Source organism: Aquimarina addita, from assembly GCF_039539305.1.
In the GTDB taxonomy this organism is placed as follows: domain Bacteria; phylum Bacteroidota; class Bacteroidia; order Flavobacteriales; family Flavobacteriaceae; genus Aquimarina; species Aquimarina addita.
Genome location: NZ_BAABCW010000010.1, coordinates 1 through 16,105 on the forward strand (window position 1 = coordinate 1; position 16,105 = coordinate 16,105).

15 protein-coding genes are annotated in these 16,105 nt (G+C 32.6%); 8 read left to right on the forward strand and 7 right to left on the reverse strand.

Annotated elements, in window-relative coordinates; genetic code table 11:
* Window positions 1-445: 445 nt before the first annotated feature.
* Window positions 446-1,123, reverse strand: a complete 678-nt coding sequence (locus ABD816_RS12730; protein ID WP_344927897.1) for a hypothetical protein — start codon at window positions 1,121-1,123, stop codon at window positions 446-448.
* 4 nt (window positions 1,124-1,127) lie between these two features.
* Entirely contained in the window at window positions 1,128-1,538 is a 411-nt protein-coding gene (locus ABD816_RS12735; protein ID WP_344927899.1) for a hypothetical protein, read from the reverse strand.
* A 265-nt stretch (window positions 1,539-1,803) separates the two neighbouring features.
* On the opposite strand from ABD816_RS12735, the gene ABD816_RS12740 reads away from it, so the two are divergent.
* Together ABD816_RS12740 and ABD816_RS12745 are read left to right on the forward strand one after the other, a co-directional pair.
* Window positions 1,804-1,953, forward strand: a complete 150-nt coding sequence (locus tag ABD816_RS12740) for a hypothetical protein (RefSeq protein ID WP_344927901.1) — start codon at window positions 1,804-1,806, stop codon at window positions 1,951-1,953.
* 285 nt (window positions 1,954-2,238) lie between these two features.
* The gene (locus tag ABD816_RS12745) at window positions 2,239-3,468 is read left to right on the forward strand and encodes a WG repeat-containing protein (RefSeq protein ID WP_344927903.1); all 1,230 of its coding nucleotides are present in this window, start codon (window positions 2,239-2,241) and stop codon (window positions 3,466-3,468) included.
* A gap of 78 nt (window positions 3,469-3,546) precedes the next feature.
* Here the strand turns inward: ABD816_RS12745 and ABD816_RS12750 are convergent, their stop codons facing one another.
* A complete protein-coding gene (locus ABD816_RS12750; RefSeq protein ID WP_344927905.1) occupies window positions 3,547-5,175 on the reverse strand; it encodes an acyl-CoA carboxylase subunit beta in 1,629 nt (542 codons plus the stop codon).
* Between the two features lie 287 nt (window positions 5,176-5,462).
* On the opposite strand from ABD816_RS12750, the gene ABD816_RS12755 reads away from it, so the two are divergent.
* From ABD816_RS12755 to ABD816_RS12770, 4 genes are all read left to right on the forward strand, one after another.
* Window positions 5,463-6,878: a DNA/RNA non-specific endonuclease gene (locus ABD816_RS12755; RefSeq protein WP_344927907.1), complete on the forward strand. Its 1,416-nt coding sequence runs from the start codon at window positions 5,463-5,465 to the stop codon at window positions 6,876-6,878.
* A 338-nt stretch (window positions 6,879-7,216) separates the two neighbouring features.
* Window positions 7,217-7,399, forward strand: a complete 183-nt coding sequence (locus ABD816_RS12760) for a CAL67264 family membrane protein (protein ID WP_344927909.1) — start codon at window positions 7,217-7,219, stop codon at window positions 7,397-7,399.
* Between the two features lie 41 nt (window positions 7,400-7,440).
* Window positions 7,441-9,132 carry an energy-dependent translational throttle protein EttA gene (gene ettA, locus ABD816_RS12765; RefSeq protein ID WP_344927910.1) on the forward strand — a complete coding sequence of 564 codons (1,692 nt, stop codon included), beginning with the start codon at window positions 7,441-7,443 and terminating at the stop codon, window positions 9,130-9,132.
* 87 nt (window positions 9,133-9,219) lie between these two features.
* Window positions 9,220-9,912, forward strand: a complete 693-nt coding sequence (locus ABD816_RS12770) for an HAD family hydrolase (RefSeq protein ID WP_344927911.1) — start codon at window positions 9,220-9,222, stop codon at window positions 9,910-9,912.
* 182 nt (window positions 9,913-10,094) lie between these two features.
* Here the strand turns inward: ABD816_RS12770 and ABD816_RS12775 are convergent, their stop codons facing one another.
* Window positions 10,095-10,685: a pseudouridine synthase gene (locus ABD816_RS12775; protein WP_344927913.1), complete on the reverse strand. Its 591-nt coding sequence runs from the start codon at window positions 10,683-10,685 to the stop codon at window positions 10,095-10,097.
* 308 nt (window positions 10,686-10,993) lie between these two features.
* Between ABD816_RS12775 and ABD816_RS12780 the strand changes: the two genes are divergently transcribed.
* Window positions 10,994-11,446 carry a cold-shock protein gene (locus tag ABD816_RS12780; protein ID WP_344927915.1) on the forward strand — a complete coding sequence of 151 codons (453 nt, stop codon included), beginning with the start codon at window positions 10,994-10,996 and terminating at the stop codon, window positions 11,444-11,446.
* An 82-nt stretch (window positions 11,447-11,528) separates the two neighbouring features.
* Here ABD816_RS12780 and ABD816_RS12785 read toward each other — a convergent pair whose 3' ends face one another.
* Together ABD816_RS12785 and ABD816_RS12790 are read right to left on the reverse strand one after the other, a co-directional pair.
* The gene (locus tag ABD816_RS12785) at window positions 11,529-12,329 is read right to left on the reverse strand and encodes an MBL fold metallo-hydrolase (protein WP_344927917.1); all 801 of its coding nucleotides are present in this window, start codon (window positions 12,327-12,329) and stop codon (window positions 11,529-11,531) included.
* Window positions 12,330-12,397: 68 nt separating this feature from the next.
* Window positions 12,398-13,153, reverse strand: coding sequence for a sulfite exporter TauE/SafE family protein (locus tag ABD816_RS12790; protein ID WP_344927919.1), 756 nt, complete (start codon window positions 13,151-13,153; stop codon window positions 12,398-12,400).
* 165 nt (window positions 13,154-13,318) lie between these two features.
* On the opposite strand from ABD816_RS12790, the gene ABD816_RS12795 reads away from it, so the two are divergent.
* Window positions 13,319-15,031, forward strand: a complete 1,713-nt coding sequence (locus ABD816_RS12795; protein ID WP_344928180.1) for a SulP family inorganic anion transporter — start codon at window positions 13,319-13,321, stop codon at window positions 15,029-15,031.
* Window positions 15,032-15,075: 44 nt separating this feature from the next.
* On the opposite strand, the gene ABD816_RS12800 is transcribed toward ABD816_RS12795, so the two are convergent.
* Window positions 15,076-16,041: a peptidase associated/transthyretin-like domain-containing protein gene (locus ABD816_RS12800; protein WP_344927920.1), complete on the reverse strand. Its 966-nt coding sequence runs from the start codon at window positions 16,039-16,041 to the stop codon at window positions 15,076-15,078.
* Window positions 16,042-16,105: the final 64 nt, after the last annotated feature.

A 16,105-nucleotide genomic window follows, 5' to 3' on the forward strand; every position in this document is an offset into this window, starting at 1 on the left:
TGTGCTTTAGGCAAAGAAATTATTCTGAACGGGATTACACCAAGTGCATCGCCAATGTACTGATGGCAAACATTTCAACCAGGATTGCGCTCGTGCTTACTAAAAGCAGCAACATTTTAAAAAACGGTCTCACAAAGAGCTAAAGTTAATACCCCAGTAAATTACGAATTTTACGTTAGCCAACGTACTGAAGTTTCTGGGGTCTATGGGGGATTATAATCAACGTAGATTTTAATTTACAGATCCAATTTTAATTTTAAAATATTAATAGAATTAATCACCAAATGATCCGCAAAAATAGTTTGTTATTTTATTGAACTCCCTAAGATAGATGTCTATCATTAGAAATACATCTCACATAATTGTATGAATAAAAATGATTTTTAATTTAATACACATTAAGTATAAGGAGATCATCTATTAAATTTTTGATTTTTAAATCAAATTATAAAACTACCATCATCTTAGTTTTGGCTTCTTCTGTTGGTATTTCTGGATATGCAAGATTTATGAATGGAAAATGAATTTCCATAGTAATATCATTTTTTACTATATCTAACTGATTATCATTAATAAAAGCCAGTTTTTGATATGAAGATTTCCAACTTTCTTGTGCATCTTTTTCCTGTAAAATACTAAGAAATACTTCCTGTAATTGCTGTGTAAGCTGTATAATTCTATTTAGTTTTTTTCCATCTATTGGTAAGTCAATTTCGGGAATACCAACATCCACACCAGATTTTTTTAAAATGATATCTTTAAAATGTTTTAGCGCTTTTTTTACTTGTAATTTTCCTGACTCTCCATATTCTTTGGGTTGTATATAAGTACCTTTAGATAATATAGTAAGAATATGTTCATTTTCCAGAAACTCTACAGATTCAATGTTACAAAGAGAAATATGTAAAATATTATTCTTATTGTGCGGTTCTAGAAGTTGGAGTATCAGAACAATTCCTTCCTCTTTTACTTCACTCATATTAATAACGATGCCTCTATAACTTAATCCTGCATTAGTAACTATAAGTAGCGTTTGTTCTGCTTTTTGGTCTAACATATATAAAAAAAGTTCCTGCTTACTATATACAGGAACTTTTCTTAGAGTATCTCGTACTATGGTCATCCAATTATAATTTTGATTCTAAAAATTCACTTAAATAAGAAGAACGTTCTTGTAGATTATCTACATTAGAAAAAGGAGAATGATCAATAGTAAGGGTGTTTCCTTCAAAACTATAAGCGCTTTTCGGAGAATAATTATCATTTTCATCCTTTATCACTATGGTTTTAAGCGTTTCTTGTAATGCTTCTTTTCCCATTTCATCGGCTGTGATCCCTTTAAAAGCTTCAATAATTGGAGTAAAGTAAATTTTTGTAAAAGAATCTTCCCAGATGTTAGAGTATTTATTGTCTGAAATACTACTCCAATCTACTTGGAATTCTAGATCATAACCTGCTAATGTGTTGATCTCTTTTATTAATTCCTGATAAGTACCTTCTTGATAAGTTTTAACAATTCTTTTTTCTGCTAATCCCATAATATTATGTGTATATTTTTAATAATTAAATTATAGAAAGTATAAAACTTCTACGCTTCTATATATCACAAATTTATTCTTCAATTAAAGGATATTTTACACTAGTTTCAGTGAAAAATCAGTACCCTGAAAACAGGGTGATATATGTTTACATAAACCTATTCAATTTGCAGAAAGCATAAACCAAGCGAAGTTTAGTTTAATTAGAAAATTATTAAATCATCTTGTAACTAAGGTAATTAACTATAAAAATATACTAATACTAATGGGCACACTAATTAGTAGCTGCTTGACAATTACACCGGTGTTATTTATTTTACTATATAATGATAAACCGAGACCTAATAATGACCCTGTTATTGCTCCGATACAAGGAATGAATAGGTATAAAAGTCCTATCATGCTATGCGGATGATGATTATCTATCAGATATATGATGATAAAGGCTAAAAGTAATCCTGTAATACTGTAGAGCAATATTCCAATCGCAATGGAGAAAAGTATAAAATAAAATTTAGACATAGTATTTCATTATATAAAGTCTTGAATCAATAGAATTCCCTTGGATCGAGATAGTTTATTTCACGAAAATTAGTATAACAGTTGCGAATATAGGTTTTTCAATGATATTTATAATTTAGGATTTAAAACTTATATGGATAAAAAATATATTTGTTTTCAAAATAAACAAAACTCTATTATGACCAGAATACTATTTATAATCTTCATTATAAGTAACACCTTAGTATGTTGTCAAAATAATAAAGATGATCTAGGTTTACTAATTATAGGAGTAAATGGTGACTATGGATTTATTGATGCTTCTGGTAAATTGGTTATTGAGCCTATTTATGATGATTTCGAAGGATACTCTGAAGGAGTTATCGGGGTAGGGTATAATGGTAAAGATGGTTTTATCAATGAACAAGGTGAACAGATTACTCCTTTTAAGTATGATCGTGTCAGATATTTTAATGATGGCTTAGCAGAGGTAAGACTCAATAAGAAATATGGTTTTGTAAACACAGAAGGTGTGGAAGTAATCCCTCCTCAATATGCTTTTACCTTTCATTTTAGCGAAGGCAGAGCAGCTTTTAGTACTTCAATCAATGGTAAATATGGATACCTCAATAAAAAGGGTGACATCAGTATAGAAAACAAGTTTGATGAAGCTGGCTATTTTAATGAAGGATTTGCAGCGGTAAAAATCAATGAGTTGTATGGTTTTATTGATAAAGAAGGAAATTATATCAGCACACCTCAATATGATCGAGTTAATGACTTTTTCCAAGGATACGCGGGTGTTAGTAAAGCAGGGAAATGGGGGTTTATTGATAGTACAGGAAAAGAAGTAATTCCCATTAAATACAATGAAGTTGGAGTATTCTATGATGGATATGCTGTTGTACAAGGAGATAACTATAATTATGGAGTAATAGATACTTCCGATAAAATTATTATTGATTTTGACTATGATAAATTAGAATATTTTCAGGAGGGGTTAGCAGTAGTTGAATATGATAAAACTTTTGGCTATGTTAACCTGAAAGCAGAATTAGAGATTTATCCTAAATATGATTATGCGAATAGTTTTAGTGAAGGATTAGCAGCTGTAGCAATAAAAAAGGGAGATAAATTAAAATGGGGATATATTAATAAAGAAGGAAAGCAAATTATCCCTTTTAAATTTGATACTCCGGGTCCATTTATAGAGGGGTTGGCAGTAGTAGGTGTCAAAACCGATGAATATTCATATGAATACGGATATATTAATACGAAGGGTGAATTTGTAATTAAACCTCGTTTTTTTAATGCTTCTCCATTTTACAATGGTATAGCTCAAGTGCATGATAAAAATGCATACCCATCTAAAAACTATATAAATAAAAAAGGAGAGATACTATATACGGCAAAAAAGAAAGTCAAGTAATAGGTGCTATAAACACTGTGAATAAGATTACTATTAAAAAGAAAACTGTTGTCAGCTTTTTTAATAAACCGAAGAGTATTACACTTGTATTACACCTAGATTAAATGGTTTTTCAATAGGGGCGTGGTCAGCTGCTTCAATCCCCATAGAAATCCATTTTCTGGTATCTAATGGGTCAATCACTGCATCTGTCCATATCCTTGCCGCTGCATAATAAGGAGATGTTTGCGCGTCATACCGTGCTTTTATCTTATTAAAAACAGCTTTTTCTTCTTCTTCAGAGATTTCTTCACCTTTCTTTTTTAAGGATGCTGTTTCGATCTGAGCTAATACTTTTGCTGCCTGTGTGCCACCCATAACAGCTAACTCTGCACTAGGCCAGGCAAAAATAAGTCTGGGGTCATACGCCTTACCACACATAGCATAATTTCCTGCACCATAAGAATTACCAATAATGACTGTAAATTTTGGAACCACGCTATTGCTCACAGCATTTACCATTTTCGCCCCATCTTTAATAATACCACCGTGTTCACTTTTACTGCCTACCATAAAACCAGTAACATCTTGTAAAAAGACCAAAGGGATTTTCTTTTGATTACAATTTGCAATAAAACGAGTCGCTTTATCGGCAGAGTCAGAGTAGATAACACCTCCGAACTGCATTTCACCTTTTTTATTCTTTACAACTTTACGCTGATTGGCTATAATACCCACTGCCCAGCCATCAATACGAGCGTATCCTGTGATAATAGTCTGACCATATCCAGCCTTGTATTCTTCAAAATCAGAATCATCAATTAGTCTTTCGATAATTTCCATCATATCGTATTGCTCATTTCTGGCTTTTGGCAATATGCCGTAGATATCTTGTGGATTTTCTTTTGGTTTTGACGACTTTACTCGATTATAACCAGCTTTATCAAAATCACCGATTTTAGAAACAATATTTTTAATAGTATTTAATGCATCTTTATCATCCTTGGACTTATAATCGGTAACTCCTGATATTTCGCAATGTGTGGTAGCCCCACCTAAGGTTTCATTATCTATATTTTCTCCAATTGCAGCCTTTACTAAATAACTACCAGCAAGAAAAATACTTCCGGTTTTGTCAACAATCAAAGCTTCATCACTCATAATAGGTAAATAGGCACCACCAGCAACACAGCTACCCATGACAGCAGAGATTTGAGTAATTCCCATACTACTCATTACTGCATTATTTCTAAAAATTCTCCCAAAATGTTCCTTATCCGGAAAAATCTCATCTTGTAAAGGAAGATAAACCCCCGCACTATCCACCAGATATATGATTGGTAATTTGTTTTCTATAGCTATTTCCTGAGCTCTTAAGTTTTTCTTTCCTGTAATAGGAAACCATGCACCAGCCTTTACTGTGGCATCATTAGCGACCACAATACATTGTTTACCACTAATATGTCCTATCTTAATAACAACACCACCACTAGGACATCCTCCATGCTCCTCATACATATTCGTTCCTGCAAAAGCTCCAATCTCTATAGCATTCTCATTATCATCTAATAAATAGGCGATACGCTCTCTGGCAGTCATTTTACCTTTTGCATGTAACTTCTCTATACGTTTTTCTCCACCTCCTAGTTTTACCTGTGCTATTTTTTGACGTAGGGCAGATACTAAAAGCTTGTTGTGATCTTCGTTTTTATTGAAGTTTAAATCCATATGTGTTTGTTGTTTTCACGAAAGTACAAAAAAGAAGGAAGGTATGATGCCATAAAAATTTGTTAAAAAAACAAAGATACAGAAGAGTCATAAAAATAATTTTTGTGAATGTATTTACCGATGACGGCCCATACTATTTTCAAGATCAAAGTGAGTCTACCATTGATCAATTATATTGAAAGGTGTTGATTTATAACTAATTACTAACATTTGATTAATAAATAGTTAACGCTTTTTTATTAATAATCAATTAATTTTCAGAGATATAACTTTTGATAAACTCAACTATGAAACTATTTAAAATCAGTGTCCCAGCATTGACTTTCGCAAGTATGCTATTCTCTTGTAGTATACAAGAACAACCGATTCAGGATACTACGTTAGAATCGATTCCTTTAAAAATTAATGGAGAACTAAAGACAGCTATTCATTATTATGATAATCAAGGACCTCATGAACATCAACATTCAGAAAAAAGAGTAGTAGGTTTTACAGAAACTTTTGAGTCCGGTACAAAATTTAGTTACGCAGGAGGAAGTGTGACACTTACAGCTTCTGGTAATTGGTATTTAAGTGATGCCTTAATTGGAACATCTGCTAGTGATCAAAAATTTGGATCAAAATCTATAAGAATTCAGAATACAGGGTATGCTATTATGTCTTTTGATATGGATAACGGAGCGCAAACGGTAACTATAAGACATGCTAAGTATGGTAGTGATGATACGTCTACTTGGCGACTCATTGCTTCATATGATAGTGGTGCTTCCTGGTTTTATGCAGGAGATACAATTACTACAAGTTCTACAAGTCTTAATACAGTTTCGTTTACTGTAAATGAATCCAGAGGTGTGCGTTATGGTGTCTATAAAACCTCTGGAGGATCGAATCGAATTAATATTGATAATATAGAAATAAGTACCGGTACCAATAGTGGAGGTGGAGGTACTGCTTCTCAGGATAGCAATCTAACCTTTGGCAATCCATCTGATGCCGGTACAAGTGCTACAAATTATTTCTTATCAAAACCTGATTATACATTGTCATATAATAATGATAAAGGCACTGCAAATTGGGTCAGTTGGCATCTTAGTACTGCCTGGACTGGTGATGAACCCAGATGTAATTGTTTTAAATCTGACACCTCATTACCCAGTGGTTTTTTTAGAGCGACTACCGATGATTATACTAATTCTGGTTTTGATAGAGGTCATTTATGCGCATCAGCTGATCGGGATGCTACAGAAGATTCTAATGAAAGTACTTATTATATGACCAATATTGCACCACAGGCACCTGATAATAATCAAAGAAGTTGGGCTAATTTTGAAAACTACTTACGGGATCTAACGCTAGAAGGCAACGAAATTCATATCGTCGCTGGTGTTATTGGGAGTGGTGGAACAGGGAGTAATGGATTTGCGAATACAATTGATGGTGGTAATATCACTGTACCCGATTCTTTCTGGAAAGTGGCATTAGTATTGCCTAATGGTACCGATGATATCAATAGAGTGACTACTTCTACAAGAATAATTGCTATAAATGTGCCTAATGATCAAGATATTAGTTCGGATTGGACGCAGTTTAGAACCTCAGTAAACAGCATAGAAAGTCTCACTGGATATGATCTTTTTGAGAATATAACAAACTCAGTAGAATCTGTTTTGGAATCCAGAGTGGATAATGAACCGTCTAATTAAATAACTTAGTACCATTCTATCACTTTGTTCTATGCTTGGTATTGCCATTTTAAAAGACCTGAATTGTAGGTTTTTTGAATACTATTTTAAATCCATAAAATTTATAGTGGTAATGCATTAGGTAATGCGTTACTGAATTTAATATCCAGAATGAGCTGCTTTAGGAATAGTTCATTTATATAAAGTCTTTTTTATAATTTATATATATCTAACTTCTTATTTTACAGTGTTTAGTAGTATTCAGGTTTTGAAGAACTCTTCAAAAATCTGTGTTTTGACGATAAAATACCGATATTTGTATACATTTTTATGTGAAATGAATAATTAAACAACAGATTATGGGAATGGATAAAAATACAGTATTAGCTTGGGCAACCTTTATTATGATAGCTGTGGGGTTAGTACTTATAGGTTTAGGAGCTTTTAAATATCGTGATGTATCAGGATATGGTTTTGCTGCAGTTGGTGGAGGCTTTTTTGCGATCGCCTGGGTATTTAATGCTCTAAAAGGCAGAGTTTAATACAATATAGAATAGTAACACAAAAAATAATTAGTAGGCTTATGTCAGATGATAAAAAAGTAATCTTTTCAATGTCCGGAGTGACAAAAACTTATAAAAGTGCAAATACTCCAGTTCTTAAAAATATATATTTAAGTTTTTTCTATGGTGCTAAAATTGGAATTCTGGGACTTAATGGTTCTGGAAAGTCCACATTATTAAAAATTATAGCGGGAATAGATAAAAATTTTCAGGGAGATGTTGTCTTTTCATCTGATTACTCTGTAGGATACCTGGAGCAAGAACCACAATTAGATCCTGAGAAAACAGTACTAGAAGTGGTTAAAGAAGGAGCTGCAGAAACGGTTGCTATTCTAGACGAATATAATAAGATCAATGATATGTTTGGTCTGGAAGAGGTATATAGCGATGCTGATAAGATGGAAAAGCTGATGGATAGACAAGCAACATTACAAGATCAAATCGACGCTTCTGGTGCTTGGGAACTTGATACCAAGTTAGAAATTGCTATGGATGCGCTAAGAACTCCGGATTCTGATAAAAAAATCGGAGTATTATCTGGAGGAGAAAAGAGACGTGTTGCACTTTGTCGTTTATTACTTCAGGAACCAGATGTATTACTACTGGATGAGCCAACTAACCACTTAGATGCAGAATCAGTACATTGGTTAGAGCATCATTTAGCACAATATAAAGGTACTGTAATTGCTGTTACACACGATAGATATTTTCTCGATAATGTAGCTGGTTGGATTTTAGAATTAGACAGAGGAGAAGGAATTCCCTGGAAAGGTAACTATTCATCCTGGTTAGATCAAAAGTCTAAACGCTTAGCACAAGAAAGCAAAACAGCATCTAAACGTCAAAAGACATTAGAAAGAGAGCTTGATTGGGTACGTCAGGGAGCTAAAGGAAGACAAACCAAACAAAAAGCTCGTTTAAAAAATTATGATAAATTAATGAGTCAGGATCAAAAGCAGCTTGACGAAAAATTAGAGATATATATACCTAATGGACCTCGTCTGGGAACCAATGTGCTTGAAGCCTCGGGCATTAGTAAGGCTTATGGTGACAAATTACTATATGAAGACCTTAATTTTAACCTTCCTCAAGCAGGAATTGTAGGGATTATAGGACCTAATGGTGCAGGAAAAACTACAATTTTTAAAATGATCATGGGTGAAGAAACACCAGATAAAGGTAGTTTTTCTGTAGGTGAGACTGCTAAGATAGCTTATGTAGATCAGGCACACTCTAATATTGATCCTGAAAAGTCTATTTGGCAAAATTTTAGTGATGAACAAGATCTGGTGATGATGGGAGGTAAGGAAGTGAACTCACGGGCATATTTAAGTCGTTTTAACTTTGGAGGAAGTGAGCAAAATAAAAAAGTATCTACCCTATCCGGTGGTGAACGCAACCGCCTACACTTAGCAATGACGCTAAAAGAAGAAGGTAATGTATTGCTTTTAGACGAACCTACTAATGATCTTGATGTCAACACATTAAGAGCGCTAGAAGAAGGGTTAGAAAACTTTGCGGGATGTGCTGTAGTGATTTCTCACGACCGTTGGTTTCTGGATCGTATTTGTACACATATATTAGCTTTTGAAGGGGACTCACAAGTATATTTCTTTGAAGGTAGTTTCTCTGATTATGAAGAAAACAAAAAGAAACGATTGGGTGGTGATTTAATGCCAAAACGAATTAAATATAAGAAATTAGTCAGGTAATTTATTTTGTGTATGTTCTAAATGATAAATTTCTACGTAACATTAATTAAAATTAAAATATATAATTTGATGCTTAAATCATAGGCAATGCCATTAAAAAAAATAAAAGTTATTGCATTTGATGCGGATGACACTTTATGGGTAAACGAAACCTTTTTTAGGAAAGCAGAAGAAGAATTCTGCGATTTAGTAGCTGATTTTTTACCAAGAGAAGAGGCGAATGCATTGCTTTACGAAGTAGAAATGCAAAATTTGGATCTGTATGGGTATGGTATCAAGCCATTTACACTTTCTTTAATAGAAGCCGCTATACGAGTAACTAATGGGGATACTACAATCCAATTAATTAATACTCTTATAGCAAAAGGAAAGCAAATGCTCAATGAGCCTATTGAGTTATTAGATGGAATAGAAGAAACCTTACAAGAATTATCTACCAGATACCGATTAGTAATGGCTACAAAAGGAGATTTACTAGATCAAGAGCGCAAGTTAATTAAGTCTGGTCTGGAGAAGTACTTTCACCATATAGAAATTGTGTCTGATAAAACCGAAAAGCAATATGCTAAGCTTGTTAAGCATTTGGATATTGATGTAAGTGAGTTTTTGATGGTAGGTAACTCCTTAAAATCTGATATTGTACCTGTACTCAATATTGGAGCACATGCTTTTCACGTTCCGTTTCATACTACATGGATTCACGAAATGCACGAGGAACCTACAGATCATCCTAACTTTAAGATGTTAGTCTCTGCTAAACTCTTACTCAATTATTTATAAAATAAATAATAATATACCTCAATAGATAAGTTTCTGGTTTCAGTTCAAAGCATTTTGAATCAGCCTGTTTGTATGTGTTCAATCAAAATAGAAAAATAATTAATTTTCAAAATAAAAATCCTATTTTCAAATTATTATTTTGATTTTCTGATGATTCTATTTTAAGGTGGTTGTGTTTTATTTTAAACAGGTAGTGTATCAAATTGTTTCACCTCACCAATTTTAATTTCTTGTAAAGAAAGATTCCCAATACGTACACGTACTAGTCGTAGCGTAGGGAAACCAACAGCTGATGTCATTTTACGCACCTGTCTAAATTTACCTTCTTTCAGTGTTATTGAAACCCAACTGGTAGGACCGTGACGTTCATCTCTTATCCTTTTAGATCTTTCCTGAAACTCAGGAATAGAAGTTAACTTATAAGCCTTGCAAGGTTTAGTTCTGTATTTTTTTCCATCAAAACCAATCTCAACACCTTTGCTTAATTCTAAAATAGCATCTGCTGAAATATCTCCGTCTAACTGAGCAAAATATTCTTTTTCAATCTTACTACTACAGATATGATTACTTACTTTTCCATCGGTAGTAATAAGTAATAAACCTTCAGATTTTTCGTCTAATCGACCTATGGACATACTTCCTTCCGGGAATTCAAATAATTCACCAAGCAATCGTTTGGTTTTTTGCTTCTGCCCATTATTGATAAATTGACTTAAATATCCATAAGGTTTGTATAAAGCAAAATGATGATGATTTTTAATCTCTGTATTCATATGCAAGTAAAAAGAAGGACAAAAGTATTTTTTTTGATAAGAAATCAGGTAAAATTCTGTATAATACTGTAAAACAATTAAAAATGCATTAGAGTTTTGTCATCATCTTAGGAAGAACTATCTTTGCAAAGATGCATAATGCTGTAAAAAATAGTTTTTTTAATAGTCTTATGCTTAGTAATTGAAGTATCTTATTAACGTATAAGTTTAATTTTTTTAAGCTTCTTCTTGTGGTTTGGTATCTCAATAACTTTATAAATATAGTACTAAACAAGTTTCATTAAACAAAAAAAACAGCTTTTAAACGAATGGCAAAATCGCAACAGACATTTAGCAAGATTGAAAAAGAAAAAAAGAAGATAAAAAAGCGAGAAGACAAGCAAAAGAAGAAGGAAGAGCGTAGAGCTAATTCTAAAAAAGGAAGTGGATTCGATAATATGATAGCATATGTAGATGAAAATGGTCATCTTTCAGAAACGCCACCAGATCCTACTAAGAAGAAAAAAGTAATTAAAGCAGAGAATATTGAGATAGGTATACCAAAAAGAGAGCATATTGAAGAAGATCCTATCAAAAAAGGTAAAATCGCATTTTTTAATAATGATAAAGGATATGGTTTTATCAACGAAGAAGATACGGGTGAAAAATATTTTGTGCATATCAATGGTTTAATTGATGAAGTAAGAGAGGGTGATAAAGTTACTTTTGAACTAGAAATGGGAATGAAAGGATTAAATGCTGTACGTGTAAAGAAAGTGTAAGCATTAATCATATATTATAAGAAATTAAAAATGGTCATCGCTTTTGTGATGACCATTTTTAATTTCTCTTGTTTTGCTGATACTATTGATTAGGATACCAATCTAATTGAACGACATCAATTGAAGGATCACCAGAATTTACAATTTCCTTAAACTTGGATACATCACTCAAACCTTCTGTTCCGCGATAATGGTATGGGTATACCTTTATAGGTTTAAATTCTAAGACAGCACTAGCAGCACTTTCTACAGTCATAGTGTACGGTAAATTCATACAGACTAAAGCAATATCAATATTTTTAAGTGCTCTCATTTCCGGGATATCTTCTGTATCACCAGAAACATAAACACGTTCATCACCCAGTGTGATAACATATCCATTGCCTCGTCCTTTACTATGAAATTTTAATGCTTCCTCACGTAAATTATACATAGGTATGGCTTCTATGGTAATTCCTTTTGTATTAAGGCTATCTCCATTATTAAGAATCATCAATTGGCTGGTATAGTTAGCGGGTAATTTTTCTGCCACAGCTGCAGGAACTATCATTTTTGCTTTAGAAAGATCTAAACTGTCTAATGTTTCTATATTCATATGATCTCCATGAATATCCGTAATCAATACCAAATCAGCCTTTTTTTGATTCTCAAAAGCTTTGGTTTCTCCGTTAGGATCAATGTACAACACCTTTCCATCATATTCTAATATGGTTGTAGCATGTTCAATAGGAGTTATTTTTATATTAGAAACTATGCCTTTAGTGGTGTCAGTACTGAATTCTTTAGCTTCAGTACCTGCTATGGTAGTTTCTGCCTTTTTACTGTTTTTACAACTCCATATGGATATGCAAATTGCAAATAATAATAACGTGTGAAATTTCATTAGTGTTTATTTAGATTATATTTTAATATATAAAACGATCTTATATCTTGAAAAACTTTAATGCAAGATTAACTATTGATCCATAATTTGATAGCCATCAGAACCACCATAATAATTAAAAAAAATTTTACGAGACCATCTCCTTTTTTTACAGACCACCTGCTGGCAATCCATCCTCCGGATGCATTACCTAATGCTAAGACCAATCCATATACATAATTTATTTGTTCATTAAATGCAAAAACTGCTAACGCTCCAATAGTATAAATGAAAACAACTAACGCTTTTACCGCATTAGATTTTACTAAGCTCATTTTATTAATAGAACTTAGCGCAAGCAAAATAAACATACCTACACCAGCCTGAATAAATCCACCATAAATTCCAATGAAGAAAAATGCACTTATGGATATCCATAAATACTTTCCTTCAAAACGTTCTTTAATGTTTTCTAAGGTAATATTAGGTTTGAACACCATGAATAACACCATGATAAGCATCATGGCTGCTAATATTTTATTAAACGTTTCTCCTTTGATATCAATAGCAATTTTAGCACCAATTAAAGAACCTATCAGCGCAGAAATACCCAGATATATACTAAAAACCGAGGGTTTTATTCCCTTGCTTTTAAAACCTGCTACAGAAGTAATACTTTGTATAAAAATTCCAATCCTATTAGTACCATTAGCTACAGAAGGCGGTAATCCCATAAAAATTAGCATTGGTAAGGTAAGCAAGGAGCCTCCGCCTGCAAGGGTGTTAATAATGCCTGCCAGAAATCCAACAAGTGCCAGTAATATAAGAAGTGTAATTTCATTCATAAAGACAATGGTATTTACTAATAGTTCTCAAAAATAACCAAAACTAAAAAATACTACTCTTTTTGCACAGCATATATAGTATAAACTAGTAAACTATTGTAGATTTACATTGTTAACCAAAAAAATATAACCAACGTTAAAGCTTTAGATAACATACTACCTATTCTGCAATCTATTCGTGATTATGATATCTCTACATTTAGATCAGATGCTGTTGCGGGAATTACAGTAGGTGTTATATTAATACCTCAGGCAATTGCCTATGCACTTTTAATGGGTGTACCTCCGATTTATGGATTGTATGCATGTTTAATTCCTTTGATTTTATATGCTTTTTTAGGAACATCCAGGCAATTAAGTATCGGGCCAGTAGCTGTCACTGCTATTTTGGTAATGAGTGGGGTTAGTCAACTGGCAAAACCTTTTACTACTGAGTTTACCAATCTAGTCGTTTTTGCAGGACTGCTAATTGGAATATTACAAATTTTTATGAGTGTTTTACGTATGGGTTTTTTAGTAAATCTAATTTCTCAACCAGTAATATCCGGTTTTATATCTGCTGCTGCTATCATCATTATCATTTCACAACTAGGATCATCTTTAGGAATGAAAATTCCTGATTTTAAGTATGCATATGAAAATGTATGGTATGTTATACAACATATTAATGCTATTCATTTAATTACATTTATAATTTGTATTGTTTCGATCACATTAATGTTAGTGTTTAAAAAGTGGAAAAAATCTTTTCCCGGAGCACTATTTGTTTTAGTTGTAGCTACAGGTATTACCATTGCTTTTGATCTAAATAACCTGGGAGTAGCTGTGATTGAAGAAGTCCCAAGTGGACTTCCTGAATTTGGGATACCTACCATGAGTTATGATAGCATGATGGCACTTATTCCCTCTGTATTGACTGTTACTTTTATTGGATATGTAGGAAGTATTGGAATTGCAAAATCTCTTGAGATGAAAAACAGAGATCATACTATTCGTCCTAACCAGGAATTACTAGCTCTTGGTCTTGCTAAGGTTATTGGTTCTTTTTTTCAGGCAATTCCATCATCCGGAAGTTATAGTAGATCAGCAATTAATGACGAAGCAGGAGGGAAGACAGCTATTTCATCTATAATAACCGTGTGTATGGTTATTATTTCACTTCTCTTTCTTACTTCTTATTTTTATTATATCCCCAAAGCCGTATTAGCAGCTATTATATTAGTTTCTGTTTTTGGTCTTATCAATTACAAAGAAGCCAGGTATTTACTCACTTTGCGTAGAAGGGAGTTTATCGTTATGATTATTACTTTTTTTGGCACTTTAGTTTTTGGAGTGGAATTAGGAATTTTTATAGGTGTCATTCTTTCCTATATATTTTTACAATATTATAGTTCAAAACCGCATGTAGCTGAGTTGGTTAATATTCCTGAAACAACATATTATCGTAATATCAATAGATTTCCAGAAGCATCGCAATCCAGTAACTATTTAATTATACGATTTGATGATCAACTATATTTTGCAAATACTAGTTATTTTAAAGATACGATTCTAAGTCATATCAATAAACGCAAAGTAAAACCTAATTTTTTTATTCTGGTATGTACTAATATGCATGATGTTGATAGTACAGGATTACATGTGCTTGAGGATATACATCAATATTTAGAAGAATCCAGAATTCAATTATTGATCACAGGAGCAATTGGACCGGTCAGAGATGTTTTAAAGCGTGCTGGTTTTACAGATAGATTGGGAGTGCATCATTACTTTATGAATATTGAAGACGCAGTAAGGTATACAGAGAATGAAGAAAGTCATCAGGATACATTCGAAGCGGCCGTACAGTTCAATAATAAGCGTTCTTTTTTAGATTAATAAACAAAAACTTCCGGAATGTGTATTCGGTTTTCTATAAACAATTACTTGTCATACACATGCATTTTTAATCCCATACCATAATTCATATGACCACTTTGGATCAATGTGTTATTCTCACTATATTCCTTATCAAAGCGTTGCCACGTTCGGTTTCTAAAAAATATTCTTCTACTAAAGGTGATATTATTTTTAATTTTATTGGTAAATGGAAGAAGTGGACGGAAGGTTGTAGGTATTTTTACAATCCCTTTGCGGGTCTCTACCTCGTGATACTTTTTAGTATGTTGTAATTTTCCTTCTTTATCGGTGTAGCCTAAAACCTGAACAGAAATAAAAAATCCTTCTTTTGGTATAAAAACTTTATAATCTAAAATATTCAGTTCGTAATTAGATTTATTTTTATTAGTAATTCTGAAAATAATATCTTCATTAGCTAATCGTTTTCCGGGAACACCATCATTGTTTTGATAAAACTGCATTTTAAATAAGGTGGAGAAGGACTGTTTGTTTCCAGAAGGATTTTTTGAGGACTCCATCATCACCGGTATATATACAGAGGCAACTTTTGTTGATTTTAAAGGGTCTCTGGGAAAGAAAACGGCAATTTCTGATTCTACAGTAGGTAGCCAACATTTAAAATAATCATCATGTAGGATAGCACTTTGTTTCTTTGTTTTATATTTTCCTAAGTTTTCAGATTTTACGATCACTTCTTGAAGCTCAGCTATATCTTGTGTTAAAAAAATGTTTTTAGGAAGTTTTGTTACACTAAGGCCTAATTCTCTATGGCCTAATGCAGAAATATATAATGAGTCTATATCAGGATATCGTTTTTTAGAAAATTCAAAAACACCATCCGCATCTGCAAATAACCCATTGCCATTACCAAAAGATATAGTAGCATATGATATAGGAGTTTTTTGTACAGCATCTAATACAGTATAGACCTGAGCAGACACAAAATGAAAAAACATAAAAAAAAGGAGTAACGGAGCAATTTTTTTCATTGTAGATTAGGGGGATTAATAGTTGGTTAAATTAGTAAAAATATTTTTAAACGGTAGTTTCTTC

What these genes read in the sequence shown, in the direction of transcription:
- ABD816_RS12790 (WP_344927919.1), bottom strand. Translation starts at nt 13,153, where the DNA reads ATGAATGAAATTACACTTCTTATATTACTGGCACTTGTTGGATTTCTG.
- ABD816_RS12755 (WP_344927907.1), top strand. Translation starts at nt 5,463, where the DNA reads ATGAAACTATTTAAAATCAGTGTCCCAGCATTGACTTTCGCAAGTATG.
- ABD816_RS12770 (WP_344927911.1), top strand. Translation starts at nt 9,220, where the DNA reads ATGCCATTAAAAAAAATAAAAGTTATTGCATTTGATGCGGATGACACT.
- ABD816_RS12730 (WP_344927897.1), bottom strand. Translation starts at nt 1,123, where the DNA reads ATGACCATAGTACGAGATACTCTAAGAAAAGTTCCTGTATATAGTAAG.
- ABD816_RS12735 (WP_344927899.1), bottom strand. Translation starts at nt 1,538, where the DNA reads ATGGGATTAGCAGAAAAAAGAATTGTTAAAACTTATCAAGAAGGTACT.
- ABD816_RS12785 (WP_344927917.1), bottom strand. Translation starts at nt 12,329, where the DNA reads ATGAAATTTCACACGTTATTATTATTTGCAATTTGCATATCCATATGG.
- ABD816_RS12745 (WP_344927903.1), top strand. Translation starts at nt 2,239, where the DNA reads ATGACCAGAATACTATTTATAATCTTCATTATAAGTAACACCTTAGTA.
- ettA (WP_344927910.1), top strand. Translation starts at nt 7,441, where the DNA reads ATGTCAGATGATAAAAAAGTAATCTTTTCAATGTCCGGAGTGACAAAA.
- ABD816_RS12775 (WP_344927913.1), bottom strand. Translation starts at nt 10,685, where the DNA reads ATGAATACAGAGATTAAAAATCATCATCATTTTGCTTTATACAAACCT.
- ABD816_RS12740 (WP_344927901.1), top strand. Translation starts at nt 1,804, where the DNA reads ATGGGCACACTAATTAGTAGCTGCTTGACAATTACACCGGTGTTATTT.
- ABD816_RS12760 (WP_344927909.1), top strand. Translation starts at nt 7,217, where the DNA reads ATGGGAATGGATAAAAATACAGTATTAGCTTGGGCAACCTTTATTATG.
- ABD816_RS12780 (WP_344927915.1), top strand. Translation starts at nt 10,994, where the DNA reads ATGGCAAAATCGCAACAGACATTTAGCAAGATTGAAAAAGAAAAAAAG.
- ABD816_RS12800 (WP_344927920.1), bottom strand. Translation starts at nt 16,041, where the DNA reads ATGAAAAAAATTGCTCCGTTACTCCTTTTTTTTATGTTTTTTCATTTT.
- ABD816_RS12750 (WP_344927905.1), bottom strand. Translation starts at nt 5,175, where the DNA reads ATGGATTTAAACTTCAATAAAAACGAAGATCACAACAAGCTTTTAGTA.